Origin of the sequence: Leucobacter iarius (genome assembly GCF_039530105.1) — a bacterium.
Classification (GTDB): domain Bacteria; phylum Actinomycetota; class Actinomycetes; order Actinomycetales; family Microbacteriaceae; genus Leucobacter; species Leucobacter iarius.
In genome coordinates this window covers 217,834-236,940 of record NZ_BAAAOB010000003.1, presented here as the reverse complement: position 1 = coordinate 236,940, position 19,107 = coordinate 217,834, and the positions used below count along the sequence as shown (strand labels likewise).

21 protein-coding genes are annotated in these 19,107 nt (G+C 71.0%); 4 read left to right on the top strand and 17 right to left on the bottom strand.

Annotated elements, in window-relative coordinates:
• The first annotated feature begins 167 nt into the window (after positions 1–167).
• The gene (locus ABD169_RS12740; RefSeq protein WP_344032759.1) at positions 168–365 is read left to right on the top strand and encodes a hypothetical protein; all 198 of its coding nucleotides are present in this window, start codon (positions 168–170) and stop codon (positions 363–365) included.
• Positions 366–375: 10 nt separating this feature from the next.
• On the opposite strand, the gene ABD169_RS12735 is transcribed toward ABD169_RS12740, so the two are convergent.
• From ABD169_RS12735 to ABD169_RS12700, 8 genes are all read right to left on the bottom strand, one after another.
• The gene (locus ABD169_RS12735; protein ID WP_344032757.1) at positions 376–549 is read right to left on the bottom strand and encodes a hypothetical protein; all 174 of its coding nucleotides are present in this window, start codon (positions 547–549) and stop codon (positions 376–378) included.
• Positions 550–701: 152 nt separating this feature from the next.
• Entirely contained in the window at positions 702–1,271 is a 570-nt protein-coding gene (locus ABD169_RS12730) for a cysteine hydrolase family protein (protein ID WP_344032755.1), read from the bottom strand.
• Positions 1,272–1,308: 37 nt separating this feature from the next.
• On the bottom strand, positions 1,309–2,271 hold the full coding sequence (mutM, locus tag ABD169_RS12725; protein ID WP_344032753.1) for a bifunctional DNA-formamidopyrimidine glycosylase/DNA-(apurinic or apyrimidinic site) lyase: 963 nt from the start codon (positions 2,269–2,271) through the stop codon (positions 1,309–1,311).
• A gap of 14 nt (positions 2,272–2,285) precedes the next feature.
• Positions 2,286–2,984 carry a ribonuclease III gene (gene rnc, locus ABD169_RS12720; RefSeq protein WP_052961284.1) on the bottom strand — a complete coding sequence of 233 codons (699 nt, stop codon included), beginning with the start codon at positions 2,982–2,984 and terminating at the stop codon, positions 2,286–2,288.
• Between the two features lie 16 nt (positions 2,985–3,000).
• Complete coding sequence (gene rpmF, locus ABD169_RS12715) at positions 3,001–3,204, bottom strand: 50S ribosomal protein L32 (RefSeq protein WP_046454512.1); 204 nt, start codon at positions 3,202–3,204, stop codon at positions 3,001–3,003.
• Positions 3,205–3,215: 11 nt separating this feature from the next.
• On the bottom strand, positions 3,216–3,770 hold the full coding sequence (locus ABD169_RS12710; RefSeq protein WP_344032750.1) for a YceD family protein: 555 nt from the start codon (positions 3,768–3,770) through the stop codon (positions 3,216–3,218).
• A gap of 17 nt (positions 3,771–3,787) precedes the next feature.
• Positions 3,788–4,282, bottom strand: coding sequence for a pantetheine-phosphate adenylyltransferase (gene coaD, locus ABD169_RS12705; RefSeq protein WP_046454513.1), 495 nt, complete (start codon positions 4,280–4,282; stop codon positions 3,788–3,790).
• Positions 4,283–4,445: 163 nt separating this feature from the next.
• A complete protein-coding gene (locus tag ABD169_RS12700) occupies positions 4,446–6,632 on the bottom strand; it encodes an ATP-dependent DNA helicase RecG (RefSeq protein WP_344032748.1) in 2,187 nt (728 codons plus the stop codon).
• A 170-nt stretch (positions 6,633–6,802) separates the two neighbouring features.
• On the opposite strand from ABD169_RS12700, the gene rsmD reads away from it, so the two are divergent.
• Positions 6,803–7,384, top strand: a complete 582-nt coding sequence (gene rsmD, locus ABD169_RS12695; RefSeq protein WP_344032746.1) for a 16S rRNA (guanine(966)-N(2))-methyltransferase RsmD — start codon at positions 6,803–6,805, stop codon at positions 7,382–7,384.
• A 167-nt stretch (positions 7,385–7,551) separates the two neighbouring features.
• On the opposite strand, the gene ABD169_RS12690 is transcribed toward rsmD, so the two are convergent.
• Both ABD169_RS12690 and gabT read right to left on the bottom strand, forming a co-directional pair.
• Complete coding sequence (locus ABD169_RS12690; protein ID WP_046454516.1) at positions 7,552–9,018, bottom strand: NAD-dependent succinate-semialdehyde dehydrogenase; 1,467 nt, start codon at positions 9,016–9,018, stop codon at positions 7,552–7,554.
• A 103-nt stretch (positions 9,019–9,121) separates the two neighbouring features.
• Complete coding sequence (gene gabT, locus ABD169_RS12685; protein ID WP_046454517.1) at positions 9,122–10,465, bottom strand: 4-aminobutyrate--2-oxoglutarate transaminase; 1,344 nt, start codon at positions 10,463–10,465, stop codon at positions 9,122–9,124.
• 157 nt (positions 10,466–10,622) lie between these two features.
• Between gabT and ABD169_RS12680 the strand changes: the two genes are divergently transcribed.
• On the top strand, positions 10,623–12,200 hold the full coding sequence (locus ABD169_RS12680; protein WP_344032743.1) for a PucR family transcriptional regulator: 1,578 nt from the start codon (positions 10,623–10,625) through the stop codon (positions 12,198–12,200).
• Between the two features lie 11 nt (positions 12,201–12,211).
• Here ABD169_RS12680 and ABD169_RS12675 read toward each other — a convergent pair whose 3' ends face one another.
• The 6 genes from ABD169_RS12675 to thiL form a co-directional block, all read right to left on the bottom strand.
• Positions 12,212–12,655: a GntR family transcriptional regulator gene (locus tag ABD169_RS12675; protein ID WP_344032740.1), complete on the bottom strand. Its 444-nt coding sequence runs from the start codon at positions 12,653–12,655 to the stop codon at positions 12,212–12,214.
• Complete coding sequence (locus tag ABD169_RS12670; protein ID WP_344032738.1) at positions 12,652–13,704, bottom strand: hypothetical protein; 1,053 nt, start codon at positions 13,702–13,704, stop codon at positions 12,652–12,654. The genes ABD169_RS12675 and ABD169_RS12670 overlap by 4 nt, the downstream gene beginning before the upstream one ends.
• Before the next feature lie 98 nt (positions 13,705–13,802).
• A complete protein-coding gene (locus ABD169_RS12665; RefSeq protein ID WP_344032736.1) occupies positions 13,803–14,447 on the bottom strand; it encodes an SIMPL domain-containing protein in 645 nt (214 codons plus the stop codon).
• A 74-nt stretch (positions 14,448–14,521) separates the two neighbouring features.
• Positions 14,522–15,436, bottom strand: a complete 915-nt coding sequence (locus ABD169_RS12660) for a hypothetical protein (protein ID WP_344032733.1) — start codon at positions 15,434–15,436, stop codon at positions 14,522–14,524.
• A gap of 139 nt (positions 15,437–15,575) precedes the next feature.
• A complete protein-coding gene (locus tag ABD169_RS12655) occupies positions 15,576–16,229 on the bottom strand; it encodes an RNA polymerase sigma factor (protein ID WP_344032731.1) in 654 nt (217 codons plus the stop codon).
• 70 nt (positions 16,230–16,299) lie between these two features.
• Positions 16,300–17,334 carry a thiamine-phosphate kinase gene (gene thiL, locus ABD169_RS12650; RefSeq protein WP_344032729.1) on the bottom strand — a complete coding sequence of 345 codons (1,035 nt, stop codon included), beginning with the start codon at positions 17,332–17,334 and terminating at the stop codon, positions 16,300–16,302.
• A gap of 92 nt (positions 17,335–17,426) precedes the next feature.
• Between thiL and ABD169_RS12645 the strand changes: the two genes are divergently transcribed.
• A complete protein-coding gene (locus tag ABD169_RS12645) occupies positions 17,427–17,945 on the top strand; it encodes a DUF3515 domain-containing protein (protein ID WP_344032727.1) in 519 nt (172 codons plus the stop codon).
• A 193-nt stretch (positions 17,946–18,138) separates the two neighbouring features.
• Here the strand turns inward: ABD169_RS12645 and ABD169_RS12640 are convergent, their stop codons facing one another.
• Positions 18,139–18,966: a DUF559 domain-containing protein gene (locus ABD169_RS12640; protein ID WP_344032725.1), complete on the bottom strand. Its 828-nt coding sequence runs from the start codon at positions 18,964–18,966 to the stop codon at positions 18,139–18,141.
• Between the last annotated feature and the right edge of the window lie 141 nt (positions 18,967–19,107).

Sequence of the window (19,107 nt, the reverse complement as noted above, 5' to 3'; positions counted from 1 at the left end):
TCAGCCCGCTCCGCCGTGTTCGCCCATGGTCCGCAAGTCTATTCCGTGATCCGAGTCCGGGTTCTCCCGTCAGCGGCCGGGCCCGAACGCGTGACTCCGTCGTCCGTCGCGCCTACGCTGAGCGCAGGGCCCGGGATGTCGGGCGACGAGGATCGAGAGGATCCGCCATGAACTTCTTCGGCTTCAACGTCTCAGGAGAGCCGCCGACCGAGTACCGCCCCCGCGAGGCGTTCGCGACGCACGAGGAGTTCGTGCGGTGGAACTGGCGGCGCCCCGGCGTCGTCGCCGACGGGGTCACGCTGGTCGAGCTCTACGATCGCATCCGGGCGCTCGAGGCGCGGGTGCAGGAGCTCGAGGGCCGCTGAACGTCGGCCATTATTTGAACGCGTCGCGCAGCAGGAGCAGGTAGGCGAGCGCGAACACGGCCACGATCCCGACGTTCACGCCGAGGCGCAGCCAGAAGTGCTCGCGCAGGAACAGCACGTCCACGCCGACGATGAGCAGACCCATCACGACGAGGTAGACGGTGACGAAGATCGTGTGAGACATGGGATCCCCTCGCTCTCGCTCGGGTCCGTTCTTCCGGGCCGCTGCGCTGAGCATACGCCCGCGAACCTCGGGGTGGCGGCGCCGTCGCTGCGCGCGAGCTGGGAGCGCTCAGGCCTTCGCGCGCAGGCGGAACCCTCCGCGCGGCACGTGGATCAGGCGCCCGATCCGAGGATCTCGCGGGCGCGCAGCACCGTCGCGAACTCGCCGTGCAGGTTCGTCGCGGTCGTCTCCGACAGCGCGGCCGCTTCGATCAGGTTCCCGTCCGGCGAGCGCCGGTCGAAGGTGTGCGTCGCGTCGATCGCGAAGACCGTGTCGTAGCCGAGGTTGCCGGCCATGCGCGCGGTGGTCTCGCAGCAGTGGTTCGTCGTGATCCCGCAGATCACGAGCTGCGAAATGCGCTCCTGGCGCAGCCAGGCGTCGAGATCGGGCGTTCCGTAGAAGCTGGAGTTGACCTGCTTCCGCACCAGCAGGTCGGGATCACCGGTGACGCAGTCCTTGAAGTCGTGGCCGGGCCGACCCGGGTGCAGCGGGGAGTCGGGGTTCGCGGAGTCGTGCTGCACGAACACGAGCGGCCACTCCTGCGCACGCCAGTGCGCGATCAGCGCGGCGATGTTCGCCTCGCACGCGGGGTTGTCGCGCCTCCCCCAGAACGCGGCGTCGTCGAAGCCGCGCTGCACGTCGATCACGATGAGGGCGGGTCGCGCCGCGGGGCTCCAGGACATGCCTGCACGATAGCGCAGCTCACGCACCGGTTGGAGGCTACGTACGCTTCCGCTGGCACTTCGGGCAGAAGTGCGATCCGCGGTTCATGAACGCCATGCGCCTGATCGGGGTGCCGCAGCGCGGACAGGCCTCCCCCGTGCGGCCGTATGCGTTGAGCGAGTGGGCGAAGTACCCCGCCTGCCCGTTCACGTTGACGTACTGCGCGTCGAAGCTCGTGCCGCCCTCCGCGAGGGCTTTCGCGAACACCTCGCGCACGTGCGCGAGCAGCTCGGTGGCCTTCGCCGCTCCGATGCGGGTGCCCGCGGTCTCCGGGTGGATCCGCGCGCGCCACAGCGCCTCGTCTGCGTAGATGTTGCCGACGCCGCTGATGAGCCCCTGGTCGAGCAGCTGGCGCTTCACCGCGACCGGGCGGGCGCGCAGCCGCGCGATGAACAGCGCGTCGTCGAAGGCGGGATCGAGCGGGTCGCGCGCGATGTGCGCCGCCTGCCCCGGGATCAGCGCCTCCGCCGCACCGCGACCGGCGGCGAAGCCGTCGTCGGTGGCGACGAGCGCGTCGATGGCGAGGGAGCCGAACAGCCGCTGATCCGAGAAGTCGAGGCGCAGCTCACCGTGCTCGGGATGCTCGATCCAGAGCCGCACGCGCACGTGCGCGTCATCGGGAGCGTCGTGTGCGCGCAGCAGCATCTGCCCGCTCATGCCGAGGTGGGCGAGCAGCGCGACCGGAGGGCCGTCGGCGATCGGCACCCACAGGAATTTGCCGCGCCGGGCCGGCGCGGCGAACGATACGCCGACGATGCGACGTTCGAAGTCCGCGGCGCGCACCGCAGCCGCGGCGGCGTCGAGACTCACGCCCACGCCGCCGACCCCGGCTTCGTCCGAGAGCGGCACGTGGCGCTTCAGCGCCCGCGCGTCGCGCACCTCCGCGGCGACGACGCTCGCGCCGTTCAGCGCGGGCGCGAGGCCCGCGCGAACGACCTCGACCTCGGGGAGCTCGGGCATCGCGAACGCCTCGCCTACCGGCCGTTGCGCAGCTGCGCGACGGCGTCGCGGGCGGCCGCGAGCTCGGCGGCCTTCTTGCTGGTGCCCCGGCCGGTACCGACGGCGCCCGCGAGTTCGACGCGCGCGGTGAAGCGGCGATCGTGGTCGGGCCCCTCACCCGTGACGTCGTATGCGGGATGCGGCAGACCGCGGGCGGCCGCCTCCTCCTGCAGCGAGGTCTTGGGGTCGAGTGCGACCGTGAAGCGGTCGGGATCCTCGAGCAGCGGTGCGACGAGCTGGCGCACGAACTGCGCAGCCGTCTCGGGATCGGTCGACAGGTAGACGGCGCCGATGGTCGCCTCGACGGTGTCCGCGAGGATCGAGTCCTTGTCGCGACCGCCCGTCAGTTCCTCGCCCTTGCCGAGACGCAGCTCGGAGCCGAGACCGAGGCCACGAGCGATCTCGGCGAGCGCGACCGTCGACACCAGCGCGGCGCGCCGCTTGGCGAGCTCGCCCTCCGACAGATCAGGGTAGTCGCGGTACAGCTTGACCGTGACCGCCTGGCCGAGGATCGAGTCCCCGAGGAACTCGAGGCGCTCGTTGTGCGGCGCGCCCCCGTGCTCGTAGGCCCAGGAGCGGTGCGTCAGCGCGAGCTGCAGCAGCTCGGGATCGATCGCGACGCCGAACGATGAAAGAAAGCCGCCGGGCTCCCCCGAAGGGGATCCCGGCGGCATCTCAGGTGCCTGCACCTTAAACGTCGGCGACCTTGCGGCCCTTGTACTCGAGGAACAGGGGGGTGCCCTGCGAGTCCTCGACCACGCGAGCGCGGTGCGGGAGGCTGTAGACGGTCTTACCGTTCTCGACGGTCTTGACCAGCTTCGGGGCCTCGGCCTTCCACGCCGAACGGCGGTGACGGGTGTTCGAACGCGACAACTTCCGCTTGGGAACAGCCATGATGTTCTCTCCTACTTGCTATCCGGCGCGGGCTGTTCGCCCTCGCCACGGTCTGGGTCGGCCACAAAATTGGCCAGCATCGCCCATCGCGGATCAACATCCACGCTGGACACGGCTGCAGCTCCGGCCTCGCGCAGCTCACCGGACTCGGGATCGAGCCCCGGGCAGTCCGGGCGACACACAGGCTGAAACGGTAGTGCGAGCACTACCGCGTCTCGGAGCGGAGGTTCAAGATCCACGTGATCACCGTGAACCTCATACTCGTCGGCCTCCGAAGGAGTATACGCGAAAAGCTCTTGAAAATCGACTTCGAACGGTTCGGTGAACTGCGTGAGGCAGCGACCGCACTCCGCATGCATGGTCGTGCGGGCGGTTGCAGAGACGAGGATGCCCTCGTGGACGGACTCCAGACGCACCGCGAGGTCGAGCTGCTCGCCCGCCGGGATGCGGGCCAGAGCTTCGCCGAGCTGGTCGGGGACCTCGAGGGTGCGCTCCCGCTCCCGCATCTCGCCGGGGCGATTGATGAGGTCGCGGATGTTCTCCTGATAGACGCGGGTGTGATTCACCGATCCAGGGTACCGGATCAGGCTGGGCGCGTCTTCTCGAGGTAGCGGCCGACGGCCGGAGGCACGTAGGACGCGACGTCGCCGCCGAGCGCCGCGACCTGGCGCACGAGCGAGCTCGACACGTGGGCGTGGCCGGGATCCGGCAGCAGGAACACGGTCTCGACGTTCGCGAGGCTGCGGTTCATCAGCACCATCGGGGTCTCGTAGGCCACGTCGATCTGCGACCGGATGCCCTTCACGAGGACGGACGCACCCACCTCGACGCAGTAGTCGACCAGCAGGCCGACCGACCACGAGGCGACGACCACGTTGCTCGGGATCGTCTCGTCCTCGTCGATGGAGCGCTGCAGCAGGTTGACCCGCTCGGCGATGGGGAGCATGGCGTGCTTGTCGGGGTTGTGTACGACGAGCACGTGGACCTGGTCGAAGATCGCGGCGGCCCGGCGGATCACGTCGAGGTGTCCGAGGGTCACCGGATCGAAGGAACCGGGAACGACGGCGATTCTGGTCATGCGGCCAGCCTAGAGGCTCCGATATCGACGCCGCGGCATTTTGCGGGTTCGCGCAGAATTCGTTCAGCGGTTCCGGATCGAGGTGCACGATTGCTCGCAGATCCTGCGACGCGACGGCGTGTCGCGCACCTCCGGATCGCACCGGAGGGGCCGCCGGGACGCGTCAGGACTTCGCGAGGTTGTCGAGGTGGTCCTGATCCCCCGCGATGAGCGCGGCGAGCAGCGGGGCGCCGTGGAGCTCGGGATCCGCGTCGAGCAGCGCGGCGGCGACGTCGCGCGCGTGCGCGATCAGCTCGCCGTGCTCGACCACGCGCAGGAGGCGCAGCGTCGAGCGTCCACCCGACTGCTCGGTGCCGAGGATGTCGCCCTCGCGCCGCAGTTCGAGGTCGACCTCGGCGAGCACGAACCCGTCGCGGGTGCCCGCGACCGCGTCGAGGCGCTCGCGCGCCACCGTGCCGTCGGCCGCGGTGGTGAGCAGCAGGCAGAGCCCCGGATGCTCGCCCCGGCCGACCCGACCGCGCAGCTGGTGCAGCTGGGAGATGCCGAAGCGGTCGGCGTCTCGGACAACCATCATCGACGCGTTCGGCACGTTGACCCCGACCTCGATGACGGTCGTCGCGACGAGGAGCTGGATCTCACCGGCCGAGAAGGCCCGCATGACGGCATCCTTCTCGTCAGGTTTCATCGCGCCGGTGAGGCCGGCGGTCGTGATCCCGGCGAAGTCGGCGCGCGCCCGGAGCTCCGCCAGCGTGTCCTCGACGTTGGAGATCTGCGGCGGGGTTCCCCCGCCGCCGACCTCCGGCTCGACCGGACCCGGATCCTCGACGCCTTCCTCTTTCGCGCCCGCCGCGATCGCAGGGCACACGACATAGACCTGGCGTCCGGCGGCGATCTCCTCGAGGGATCGGAGCCAGGCGCGGTCGGCCCACTTCGGCCGTTCGAACACGGGGACCACGAAGGTCTCGATGCCCTGACGCCCGGCCGGGAGGTCGCGGATCGCGGTCACCTCGAGGTCGCCGAATGCCGTGAGCGCCACGGTGCGCGGGATCGGCGTCGCGGTCATGGCGAGCACGTGCGGCTCGTCGCCCTTGCGGCGGAGTGTCTCGCGCTGCTCGACGCCGAAGCGGTGCTGTTCGTCGATGACGACGAGGCCGAGGTCGGCGAAGGTCACGTTCTCGCTGAGCAGCGCGTGCGTGCCGACGACGATGCGGGCGGAGCCCGCGGCCGTCGACAGCAGGGCGCGCTTGCGCTCGGCGGTCGGCATCTTGCTGGTCAGCAGCACGGGGTTCAGCAGCGGTGCCAGCTCGGGGCCCAGCGACTCGACGATCGACCGCAGGTGCTGCGCGGCGAGCACCTCGGTCGGCGCGAGCAGGGCGCTCTGTCCGCCGCCCTCGGCGACCTGCAGCATGGCCCGCAGCGCGACCAGGGTCTTGCCGGAGCCCACCTCGCCCTGCAGCAGGCGGTGCATGGGGTGCGGCTGCGAGAGCTCCTCGGTGATCGTGGAACCGGCCGCCCGCTGCCCGGCCGTCAGCTCGAACGGCAGCGCCGCGTCGAAGCGGTCGAGCAGACCGCCGGCCTTCGGCGGACGCGGGGCGCTCGGCGCGATGCCCGCGCGGCGCCTGCGGTCGAGCAGCGCCAGCTGCAGTTCGAACGCTTCGCGGAACCGCAGGCTCTGCTGCGCACGCTGCCAGTCGTTGGTGCGCTGCGGCCGATGCACGAGTTCGAAGGCCTCGCGCAGCTCCAGGATCCCCTCGGCGTCGCGGATCGACCGCGGCACCGGATCCTCGAGGGGGCCGAGCGCGTCGAGCGCGAGCCCCACCGCGCGCTGGATGGTCCAGCTGGGCAGCTGACCGGTCGCGGGATAGATGGGGATCGGCGTCTCGGACCAGGCCTTCGCCGCCGCCTCGTCGAGTTCGGCGCCGTTCGTCACCGCGTCGTCGTCGAGCAGCTCGTAGTCGGGATGCTGCAGCTGCAGCTGACCCCGGTACTCGCTGACCTTGCCCGCGAAGATGGCGCGCTTGCCCGGCAGCAGCTCGTTCGACCGCCAGGCCTGGTTGAAGAAGGTGAGAGAAAGGAAGCCCGTGCCGTCGGTGATGCGTACCTCGAGCAGTTTGCCGTTGCGGCGCTGCATGCGACGCTCGCGCACGTCGAGCACCTGCGCGACGACGGTGATCTGCTCGCCCACCGGCAGGCCGGTGAGCGCGGTGAGTTCGCCCCGGCGGGAGTACCGCCGCGGCACGTGGAGCAGCAGCTCGCCCACCGTGCGCATCTCGAACGCGCGCTGGAGCGCCTGGGCCGTGCGGCCGCCCACGACTCCCTCGAGTCGGGTCTCCAGGCTCGTGTCGTTCACATCCCCAGGCTATCGGGCACCTCCGACACCCGGCTCCGCACGGCTCGCGCCTTCGGCCAGGGAAGGAGTTCCGGGTTCAGAAGGACGTTCTGGCGAGAAACGTCCTCCTGAACCCGGATCTCCTTCGGAAGCGCCCCGAGGCCGAGGGCACGACCGGGTACGCTCGTCCGGTGACCAGAATCATTGCGGGCAGTGCGGGATCGCTGCGACTCGAAGTCCCCAAGGCGGGCACGCGCCCGACGAGCGACCGGGTGCGCGAGGCGATCTTCTCGGCGCTCGATTCCTGGGGCCTCATCGAGGGCGCACGCGTGCTCGACCTCTACGCGGGGTCCGGCGCGCTCGGCCTCGAGGCCATCAGCCGCGGCGCGGCGCGCGCGACCCTGGTCGAGAAGCATCCGCAGGCGGCGCAGGTCGCGGGCCGCAACGCCCGCACCGTCCTCGGCGCGTTCCGCACGGCGGCCGCCTCCCCCGAGGTCGACGTCGCGCGGCAGTCGGTGCAGCACTTCCTCGACGGGCAGGCGGCCGTCGCCGCGTGGGACGCGATCCTGCTGGATCCGCCCTACGACCTGAGCGAGGAGGAGCTCACGGCGAACATCGCGGCGCTCCCGCCCCTGCTGGATCCCGACGGCGTGGTGCTCGTCGAGCGATCGAGCCGCAGCCCCGAGCCGAGCTGGCCGGAGGGCCTCGTCCGGATCCGCGAGAAGCACTACGGCGAGACCGTGCTGTGGTGGTCGGAGCTCGCCGGGCGCTGAGCCTCCAGCATCACGGCGCAGCGGCGCCACAGCCGCGCCGTAGACGCGCCACAACGGCGAACGGGCGCCGGAACCCGGAGGTTCCGACGCCCGTCCGATCATTCAGATCGCCGTCATGCTGCGCGAGGAACGAGTCGCAGTATCGCGCAGGATGACGTTCCCGGTCGTTAGCGCGGGATGAGGGTGTACTTGGTCGAGAGGAACTCGTGGATGCCCTCGGCACCGCCCTCGCGTCCGAGACCCGACTGCTTCACGCCGCCGAACGGAGCCGCCGCGTTCGACACGATGCCCGTGTTGAGGCCCATCATGCCGCTCTCGAGCTTCTCGATCATGCGGTGACCGCGCGCGATGTTCTCGGTGAACACGTAGCTCACGAGACCGTACTCGGTGTTGTTGGCGATCTCGACGGCCTCGTCCTCGGTGGAGAAGCGGATGATGCCGAGCACCGGTCCGAAGATCTCCTCGCGCATGATTGCGGCCTGGGGGCTGAGCTTGTCGATGACCGTGGGCTGGAAGAAGTTGCCCGGGCCGTCGATGATCTCGCCGCCGGTGACGACGGTGGCGCCGTTCTCGACCGCGTCGGCGACGAGGCGAGCGGAGTTCGCCACGGCCTTGTCGTCGATGAGGGCGCCGATCTGCACGTCCTCCTCGGCGCCGCGGCCGATCTTGAACGCCGCGACCTTCTCGGCGACCTTCTTCGCGAACTCGTCGGCGACCGACTCGTGCACGATGATGCGGTTCGCGGCGGTGCAGGCCTGGCCGATGTTGCGGAACTTCGCGAGCATCGCGCCCTCGACGGCCTTATCGAGATCGGCGTCCTCGAAGACGACGAACGGGGCGTTGCCGCCGAGCTCCATCGAGGTGCGGAGCACGTTCTGAGCAGCGGCCTCGAGCAGCTTGACGCCCACGGGGGTCGAGCCGGTGAAGCTGAGCTTGCGCAGGCGGGTGTCGCTGAGCAGCGCGCTCGACTGGGCGCTGGCCTTCGACGTGGGGACCACGTTGACGACGCCGGCGGGCAGGCCCACCTCTTCGAGCAGCTGCACGAAGAAGATGGTGGTCAGCGGGGTGAGGGCTGCGGGCTTGATGACCACGGTGCAGCCGGCCGCGAGCGCGGGGGCGATCTTGCGGGTCGCCATCGCGAGCGGGAAGTTCCACGGCGTGATGAAGTAGCACGGGCCGACGGGCAGATGCGAGACCATCATGGTGCCGGTGCCCTCGGGGTTCTGGCGGTAGTCGCCGTGCACGCGCACTGCCTCTTCCGAGAACCAGCGGAGGAACTCGCCGCCGTAGTTGACCTCGCCGCGGGCCTCGCTGATGGGCTTGCCCATCTCGATGCTCATGAGGAGCGCGAACTCCTCCTTGCGCTCCATGAGGAGATCGAAGGCGCGGCGCAGGATGTTGGAGCGCTCGCGGGTGGGGGTCGCGGCCCAGGCGTCCTGAGCGGCGACGGCGGCGTCGAGCGCGCGCACGGCGTCCTCGACGCTGGCGTCGGCGATCGACTTGATGACCTCGCCGGTGGCGGGATCCTTGACGTCGAAGGTCGCGTTCGACGAGGAGGGCTGCCAGGTGCCGGCGATGCCGAGGCCCGACTGGACGCGGTCGAGCAGGTCCTGCTCGTTCTGCTTCAGTGCCATGAGGGGTGTCCTTTCGGTGTTCTGAACTGCGGGTCGAGCGGGCGGTGCGGATCCGGGATCGGTGTTCGATCCCGGGTCCGCGCCGCCCGCTCGGTGCGCGTCGTTAGTTGGCGGCCAGCGCGTCGGCGACGATCTGCAGGCCCTCGCGGAGCAGCTCGTCGGAGATCGACAGCGGCGGGAGGAAGCGGATCACGTTGCCGTAGGTACCGCAGGTGAGAAGGATGACACCCTGCTCGCCGGCGTACTTGGCGATCGCGCCGGTGAGCGCGGCGGCCGGGGTCTTCGAACCCGACTCGACGAGCTCGATGGCCTGCATGGCGCCGCGGCCGCGGATGTCGCCGATGCGGTCGTCGGACTTCGCGAGCTCGGTGAAGAACTCCTCGATGATCGCGCCGATCTCGCGGGCGCGCTCGACGAGGTTCTCCTCCTGGTAGGTCTCGATCGTGGCGAGCGCCGCGGCGACCGCGGTCGGGTTGCCGGTGTAGGTGCCGCCGAGGCCGCCCGCGTGCGCCGAGTTCATGATGTCGGTGCGACCGGTGACCGCCGAGAGCGGCATGCCGCCGGCGATGCCCTTCGCGGTGGTGACGAGGTCGGGGACGACGCCCTCGTGGTCGGCGGCGAACATGTCGCCGGTGCGGGCGAAGCCGGTCTGCACCTCGTCGAGGATGAAGACGACGCCGTTGGCGGTCGCCCACTCCTGGATCGCGGGGAGGAAGCCCTCGGCCGGGGCGATGAAGCCGCCCTCGCCCTGGATGGGCTCGATGATGACGGCGGCGGTGTTGGCCGCGCCGACCTGCTTCTCGATCTGGAGGATCGCCTGGGCCGCAGCCTCGGCGCCGGTCAGGCCGTCGCGGTAGGGGTACGACGCGGGGGCGCGGTAGACCTCGGGGGCGAACGGGCCGAAGCCGTCCTTGTAGGGCATGTTCTTCGCGGTCATGCCCATGGTGAGGTTGGTGCGGCCGTGGTAGGCGTGGTCGAACACGACGACGGCGTTGCGCTTGGTGAAGTGGCGGGCGATCTTGATCGCGTTCTCGACGGCCTCGGCGCCCGAGTTGAACAGCGCCGAACGCTTGTCGTGATCGCCGGGGGTCAGCTCGTTGAGCTTCTCGGCGACCTCGACGTAGCCGTCGTAGGGGGTCACGGTGAAGCAGGTGTGGGTGAAGCGCTCGACCTGCGCCTTGACGGCCTCGACGACCTTGGGGGCCGAGTTGCCGACACCGGTCACGGCGATGCCCGAGCCGAGGTCGATCAGCGAGTTGCCGTCGACGTCGACGAGCACGCCGCCGCCCGCGGCGACGGTGAAGACGGGGAGCGCGACGCCGACGCCCGAGGCCACGGCCGCGTTCTTGCGAGCGAGCAGCTCCTGCGACTTCGGACCGGGGATCGCGGTCACGAGCTTGCGCTCCTGCGGGAGCGAGGGTCCGCCGATGATGGTGGCGTCGGTCATTGAGTTCCTCCTTGACTCAGTTGGCGTCGCGACGGTTCGTCGCGAGTACTGGAGTCAGCCTATGACCGCCGCGCGCCCACCCGCCGTGCCAGAATGGTGAACAAGGCGAGAATCTTTCGCCACTTTGTCGAGACGCGCCGAACCCGAGGAGGAACCCGTGCCGATCACCGCTCCCGCCGCCGCGCAGACGGTCCACGCGACCATCGAGCTCGGCGAGCTGCTGCGCCAGTACCAGCTGGGTCTCGTGCTCATCGCCGGCACCGCGGACGACGCGGGAGAGCGCCCCGTGCAGTGGGTCCACGGCAGCGACCTCGCGGATCCCTCCCCGTTCCTCACGCCGAGGACCGTGCTGCTCACGACCGGGGCGCAGTTCCCGACTCCCCCGACGCAGGCGCAGGCCGACGACTACGTCGACCGCCTCATCGCGGCCGGCGCCACCGCCCTCGGCGTCGCGGCCGGAGTGGTCTGGGAACGCACCCCCGCGACGCTCGTCGCCGCCTGCGACCGACGCGGCTTCCCGCTGATCCGCGTCCCCTACGACACCCCGTTCATCGCGATCGTGCAGACCGCGGCCCAACTGCTCGAGGCGCAGGCCCGTGCCCGCGACGTCTGGGCGCTGGACTCGCAGCGGGCGGTCTCGACCGCCGCCCTCCAGGAGGACGGGCTCGCGGCCGCGATCCGCGAGGCCGCGAGCCGTCTCGGTCGCGGCGTCGCACTCACCGACCGCTCGGGGCGGATCATCGAGGCCGCCCCCGCATCGGCCCGCACCCGGCTGAGCGCCGAGTGGATCCGGTCCGAGGCGCGCGAGCTCGTGGAGCGCGGGATCCGATCCGGCCGTTCCCGCGACCGGGACGGCGTCGGCGTGCAGTTGCAGACCCTCGGACGCGCGCAGCGCCTCATGGGCGTGCTGCTGGTCGAGGGATCCGGCGTGCCCGACACCGCGGAACGCACCCTCATCGGGCTCGTGGCCGCGCTCGCGACGGTGCAGCTCGAGCACCGCATCGGCGTCGACGCCGCCGAGACCGCGCTGCGCGGCTCCGTCGTGCGCCTGCTGCTCGCGGGTCGCGGCGAGCTCGCCGCCGAGATCTCGACGGGGATCCTGCCCAGGCTCCCCCGCGGCCAGATCGCGGTGATCCTCACCGACTCGTTCGAACGCTCCTCGGTGCCGGCCGGCACCCCGATCGACGATCTGCGATCCATCGCCGCCGGGCGCGCGGGCGTGCTCACGGCGCCGCGCGGCGGCGGCGCGATCGTGATCTGCGATGCCGCGGAGCTCTCGCCCGTGCTGCGCGTCGTGCTCGAGCACGGCATCGCTGCGGGCGTCTCCGAGCGCGGCGCGATGGCCGACCTCGACCGCCTGATCGAGCAGGCGGACCAGGCGCTCGAGCGGGCGCGGGTCGCCGGCGACGGCCAGACCGTCGAGTACCGCCCGTCGATGCAGGCCGGAGTGCTGCGCCTGCTCGACGCCGACCCCGAAGCCCGGCGCGCGGCGGAAGGGCTGCTCGCGCCCGTGCGGCAGCACGACGCCAAGCACGGCGATTCCATCGGTGCGAGTCTGCGGGTGTGGCTCGCGCACCACGGCCAGACGAGCCCAGCCGCAGCGGCGCTCGGCGTGCACCGGCACACGCTGCGCGCGCGGATCCAGACCGCCGAGAGCCTGCTGCAGCGCAGCCTCGACGACCCGGATACCCGCGCCGAGCTCTGGGCCGCGCTGCGCGTGGTCGGCGAGGACTGACACCGCACCGCTCAGCGCGGCGGTGCGGTCGGATCCGGCTCGCGGGTTTCGTGCCCCGGGCCGGGATCCCCGGGATCGAGCCCCTGCCCCCAGATCGCGGCGAGCGCGTCCTGCACTTCCGCCACCGAGAGACCGTGATCCTGCGCCTCGGCCACGAGCGCGCGGAGCCGCTGCGCGACGGGGCGCGGGAGCGCGGAGACGCCACGGGCGACGCGCGTGCCCGATCCGATGCGGGTCTCGATCAGCCCCTCGGACTCGAGGATCCGATACGCCCGGGCCGCGGTGCCCAGGGCGACGCCGGCATCGCCCGCGGTCTGCCGCACGGTGGGCAACCGCTCGCCGTCGGCGAGGATCCCCGCCGCGATCACTCCGCGGAAGTGCGCGGCGATCGCGTCCGCGGTCCCCGCCGCCCCCGCGGACCTGGTCGCTCCGGAGGCGCCGGCCGGCTCGGTCACCGCGATTCCTCGGCGAACGCGTCGCTCTCGACGATCCGACGGCTCGGGCGCTCGGTCTCGGAGCGCACCCGCGGCGTCCATCCGAACGCGACCGCCAGGAGCAGGACCGCGCCGCAGGCGCCGCACAGGTAGGCGGCGGCGAGCAGCGGATCGGCCAATCCGCCGATGTTCGATTCCCATCGGAACTCGGTCCACGTTCCGTTGACGCGCGTCCCGATTCCCAGGGTGGTCCGGGCGGCCATCGCGATGAGCAGGAGCGCCCACCAGAGCGTGAGCAGCGCGGAGCCGATCACCAGCCTGGCTGCGGTGCCCGAGAGCGCCCGACGACGTCCGGTCTCGCGCGAACGGTCCTGCGGATCCGCGGGCAGCGGTGCACGGTTCGTCCGCCCCAGCAGCAGAACGGCCGCGGTCCCCGTCAGCAGCAGGAGCAGCAGGGTCGGGATCCCGAAGGACCAACCGAATGTCTGAGCGCTCGAACTGCCGAACCCGCTCCCCGAGATGACTTGATCGGTGACCCAGCCGTCCTCCCCGGGCTTCGACCCGTTCCCCGCCCAGACCGCGAGCAGCAGGAGCAGGAGCGACAGCGCGCCCGAGGTGACCAGTTCCCCGCGGGACAGCTCCGAGCGCCACCCGCGGCGGGCCGTGGGGAACTGCCGAGCACCCGAGGAGGTCCGCTCCGCGCCGTTCCCGACGAACTGCGCGAGAACCAGCCCGAGCAGTGCCGACGCGAGCGGGAGGAGGGCGACGATCAGCTGGCCGAGCGACGAGCGCAGCGGAAGCCACCCGATCGCCCGCTCGTCCAGGTAGCCGAGCAGCGGGAGGAGATCCCTGCCGATCCAGAGCAGCGCCGCGCACGCGGCCGCAGCTCGAAGCACGGTGACCCTCGGCGAGCCGAGCCCGTTCCCCCGTCGCGGGAACGGTACGGTCGCCCGGCCCCGGATCGTCCGGGCGACCGCCCAGACGAGCAGCACGAACGCGACCACGGCGGTTCGCACCCCGGGCAGGGTCGCGTAGCTCCAGAAGTAGTCCATCGGAGTGAAATCGCCCATGCCGCCCTCGCCTTCGAAATTGTGCCTCCAGAGTAGAACACTTTGTTCCATCCGGAAAGCACATTCATGAAGCCGCGGAGCGGATCTTGCCGGGTGGGTCAGGCGGAACGGAAGACGAGCGTGACGCTCGCCGACACCTCCAGCTGCCCCTCCGTCACGACGACCGCGGGCGCCGCCGCACGGGCGAAGCGCGCATCGGCGAAGGCCGCTCCCCCGCTGCCGCCCGCGGATCCCGGCTCGCGCACCTCGAGCACCGCGCCCAGCGTCGTTCCGATCGCCGCCGCATAGTCCTCCGCGCGGGCCCGCGCATCGGCGACGGCCTCGCCGCGCAGCTCGCTCTCGACGCTGCGGCGGACCTCGTCGCTCAGCCGCCACTCGACGCTCGGATCGACCCCGGTCGTCGCGAGCTCCGCGGTGAGTTCGCCGACGAGGTCGAGGCGGAGCAGCAGCGCCCGCACGCTCGCACCGGCGTAGTGCTCGGTGCGCCGCGAGCCGTCCTGCTCCCACGAGCTGCTGGAGGTCGTGAGCGGATCCGCTTCGAAGCGCTCCGCATCCCCGGCGTCGACGAGCGCCTCGGCCCGACGCACGAGCGCGGCATGCAGTTCGGCCGCGCGCCGAACGGCGTCCTCGCGGTTCGCATCGGTCACCGAGACGCGCAGGTGCAGCGTCGCCCGATCGGCCGCGAGCGTGCGCTCCGCGGTCCCGGTGGTGATGATCTCGGTGGTCGTCGGCTCGATGGTCATGGCGCCTCCCGCGATGGTTCGCGCCCGCCGGCGGCGGGCCGTCCTCCCATTCTGCTGGAGGACGCCCCGCACCGTCACGCCCCGAGGTCCGCTGAGAGCTCGGGCACCGCGTCGACCAGCCCGGCGGAGTACCGTTCCCACCCGGTGACGGTGCCGACAGGGATCTGCGGCACCCCCTGGATCGGTTCCGTCAGCACCTCCCGCGTGCCGAGCAGCATTCCGGTGTCCGGGTCGAACACGAGCTCCTTCCGCTCGCCGTCGCGCACGGCGACCTGGACCCCGACGCCGACCGTGCCGTCGATCACCGCACGACGGCTCGAAACTGTGACGCCGTCGAGGGTCGCGAGCACCTCGAATCCGGCGGCCCGCAGATCCGCCGGACGGCTCGGATCCGCCAGGATCGGCCGCAGCCACTCGAAGATCGCCTCCGCCCGCGAAGTATCGGGGGTCCCGATCTCCCGATCGATGTAGGCACGGAGCGCGTCAGGGCTCCTCGGAGCATCCCGGTCGGGGTCCGATTCCAGTGGATCGTCATCGCGAGGATCCTCCTCCGCAGGAGACGGCTTCCCCCCTGTCCAGTGCGCTTCACCGCCGTCGATCGGCGACGGGAACGCGAGCTCTTCGGCGATTCGGTCCTGTTCCTCCCGGCTCCCCGCTCCGAACACCCGGACGGCCTTCGGGTCCCCCTGCCTCACGATCCAGTCCGAGCTCCGATCCGAGGGGATGTAGCTCACCCGCTCGGTCGCGAACAATCCCGCGATCGGTTCTCCCTCGTCGCCGCCGATCGTCAGGTTCGTCGAGGTGTTCACCACCCTCAGGTAGTGCCCCGCCGGAATCTCGACGGCCTCGAACGCCACACGATCCGCCGCGCGGTGCAGGAGCTCCACCGCCTCCGCCCGCTCGGCCGACGCCCCGATGAGTCCGGGGACACCGATCACGGATACCCCGACCACCACCGCGGCGGCTGCCCCGACCACCGCGAGACGCACCCCGAACCGCGGCCTCCTCCCGGCACTCGCTCGGCCGCTCCGGGCGCTGGCCGGGACACGACCGGCCCGCTCGCCTGCGGCTCCGGTTCGCTCGGCGATCCCTCGCTCGAGCCGCGCTCGACCGATCCGCTGCGCGTCATCATCGAGTTCGTAGCGCGCGCCGTTGCGCGTCGAACGCAGAAGCTGCAGTTCGTCCATGTTCCTGCTCCGTTTCGCGGGCTCCGCCCGCTTCGATTGCTGTGCGTAGAATGCGTCGGGCACGGTGCAGTCTCGACCGCACGGTGCCCACCGGAATGCCGAGCGCCTCGGCGACGCCTGCGGAATCGAGATCCGTCCAGGCGGAGAGCAGCAGCACGTCGCGGTCCCGTTTCGGGAGTCGTTCCAGCGTGACCCGAATCGCCCGCGTGTGCGCCGCGGCGTCGATCCGGGAGTCCGCCGACGTACTCGGGTCCTCCTCGGCCGCGGGTCCCCGATGCTCACCGAGGCCGGCGAACGCGTCGAGCGCCCGCCAGGACGCGGCTTCGTCCCGACGGCGACGTCGGATCAAACGGGTCGCGATCCCGAGCAACCACGGTTCCGCGCTCGCGACGGAGACGTCGAAGCGCTCTCGCCGTTCGAAGGCGACGAGGAAGGTCTCGCCCACCAGGTCATCGGCGAGTTCGCGCCCGAGCCGCGAAGCCGCGTATCGGAACACCGCCTTGGCGTGCCGCTCGTACAGAACTGCGAAGGTCTGAGGGTCGGCCCTCGATCGCGCGATCACCTGCGCGTCGGTCGGGCCCGATTCTTGGTCCATACCGGGTATTGCCGGATCGGGCGCTCCGCGTTCACGATTGGTTCGCACCGCGGCTCCGACCCGATGGGCGTCAGCCGTCTCCGGGCCAGCGGACCAGGTAGGGATCCCAGCCGCGCGGTTCGTGCGGACGTCCGCCGACCAGCAGAGGCGCCGAACGCGGACGCACCCGACCGATCGCCGAGAACCCGGCGGGCAGGCGCACGAGCGCCGGGAACACCGTCAGCAGGCCGTGGTCCTCGCCGCCGCTGAGCATCGCGTCGAGCGGGATCCGTTCGCCGTCCCGCTCGCCGAACGCCGCCTCGAGCCGACGCGGATCCAGGTCGATCGTGACGCCGCTCGCCTCGCCCAGGCGGGCCGCGTCGAGCGCGAGCCCGTCCGAGACGTCCATCATCGCCGTCGCACCGCGCTTCGCGGCCTCGATCCCGAGCCCGATCGGCGGCGACGGCGCCAGCTGCGCGGCCAGCGCCTCGGGATGCTCGGTCCACAGCTCGCCCAGCGTGCGGCCGTGCGCCTCGCCCCGGGTCGTCGCGGCCCGATCGAAGAGCAGCGAGAGCCCGAGGCCCGCGAGTCCCAGGTCGCCCGCGTACGCCACCACGTCGCCCGCATGGGCGCCGGAGCGCAGCACGGGCCGGCGTCCGCCGAGATCCCCCAGCGCGGTGACCGCGGCGGTGAGCACGGGCGCACGGCCCAGGTCCCCGCCGACCACGCCGCAACCGGGCGCCAGCGTGCGGCACGCCGCGTCGAGCCCCTCGGCGAGCCGTTCCAGGTATGCGACGGGCAGGTCGGCCGGGCAGGCGATCGAGACGGTGAGACCGATGGGGCGCGCGCCCATCGCCGCCACGTCCGACAGGTTGGTGGCCGCGAGCTTCCACCCGAGCTCGAAACCGCTGTGCCAGGCGCGTCGGAAGTCCGGCCCCTCGACCATCGTGTCGCTCGTGACCACGACCTCGCCGCGCGGACGCAGCACCGCCGCGTCGTCGCCGGGCCCGACCGTCGCGGTCGCCGCTGGGGAGAGCCGGGCGAGGATCCGTGCGAGCAGCCCCGATTCGCCGAGCTCCTCGACCGTGGGGCCGGTCTCGGAGCGGTCGGCTGACGGATTCTGCATGGGATCAATCTATCGGGGCGGGGGCGGGATTCCGGTGCCCGGTCACCCGGCACGCTCAGGCTCGGGTCCCGCGGGGAGGCTACGCTGGACGGGTGCGATCCCTTCCCTTCTCCGCAGGACCTCGACGCGCGTTCGCGCTCTCCGCAACGGCCGTCGTGGCTGCGGGATTGAGCCTCGGGCTCACGGGCTGCGCGGGAGAGGTGCCGATGGACCCGGCGAAGGACGCGAACAACCCGCGCTGCGCCGACGTGACCGTGCGGCTTCCCGCCACCATCGGCGATTTCGAGAAGCGCACCACCAACGCCCAGTCGACCGGCGCGTGGGGCGATCCCGCCGCTGTGCTGCTGCGCTGCGGGATCGAATCGACGGGGCCGACCACGCTGGAGTGCGTCGCGGTCGACGGCGTCGACTGGATCATCGATCGTTCGCGCGCCCCCCTCTACCGTTTCGAGGCGTACGGACGCAGCCCCGGCCTCGAGGTGATCGTCGACTCCAAGAAGGCCTCGGGCACCGAGGCCGTGCAGGAGCTGGGTGCGGTCGCCAAGCTGCTCCCCCAGACCCGCAAGTGCTCGAGCGTCTCCGACACGCTCGATCTCTCCAAGCTGCAGTAGACGCGCCGCTGGCGAGGCGCCGGCACTTCTCGCGTTCCGCTCTGTTCACTCGGCCGGATTTGAACGCTCAGCCGGTTCCTTGGTGCGAATTCATCCGGCTGAGCGTTCAAATCCGGCTGAGTGCGCAGGTTGGGGCCCATCAACAGCAACAGCAGTTCTCCGGCTCCGCGCCCGGAGCCGGGCCTACCCATCGCTATCGTGCAAGATGCTCGCCCCGTGCGATTGCACCGACGATGAGGTGCTGCACGGTCTCCCACTCGCGCATCACTTGGAAGTAGCTCACCCTGATGACCCGGTACCCGCGCAGCGCCAACTGCGCATCGTGTGCGATGTCGGCATCCCGCTGTGCACCGGTGTGGTGAGCACCGTCGATCTGCACCACGAGCCGGCTCCCGATCAGCAGGTCGACGCGGCGCCCGTGCACCCAGCTCTGCTCGTGGATCGGCACTCCTAACCAACGCAATCGGTGCTTGACCTTGGTCTCGAGCCCCGAATCGGAGAAGGGCGTGCACGCCTCGAGAACACTCCGGGCACGACCGGTGAGCGGCAGCGCGATCATCGCGGAATGATCGATCAGGCTTCGGTTGAGTGCAGACTCCCAAATCACCAATGCTTCTTCTCGAGGCTGGCAGTGCGCGACCAAGGCGAGCAGGTTCTCCACCGAGTCTTCGAGAACGAACCCGGGCCTCGGCACGAGAGGCCGGTGCCAGTGCACCACCGGAGACGGACCGCGGATCTTGGCGTTCCGGCGCGGTGCCGCTACATGGTGGACCGGATGAGGATCCGTCACCCAGAGCCCCATTCGCTTCGCTTGCGTCACACAACTGAGCACAACGTGATGCTCGGCGGCGAAGAGCAGCTCGGAATCAGTCTCGGGAAGCGCGATCCATCCCCGTTGCGGGCGCAGATATCGACCCGAAGCGAGACGGTCCGCGAGTTCGCGACGCGAGCAGCCGAGTTCGATCAGGCGACTGATTCGCGCGATTCCACCGGTGGTTCTGAGGAGGTGTTCGAGGTGCATCGTCCCAGACTGCCCCTGGCGAACGGACGATATCTCGGCTCAGCGGTATCTGTGGACGGCTTCCTCGTGTTCCCGCGTTGTGGACGGAGAAAACTGCCGGCGGGCGCCGAAGCGGCGCGTGCGTTCAGCCGGATTTGAACG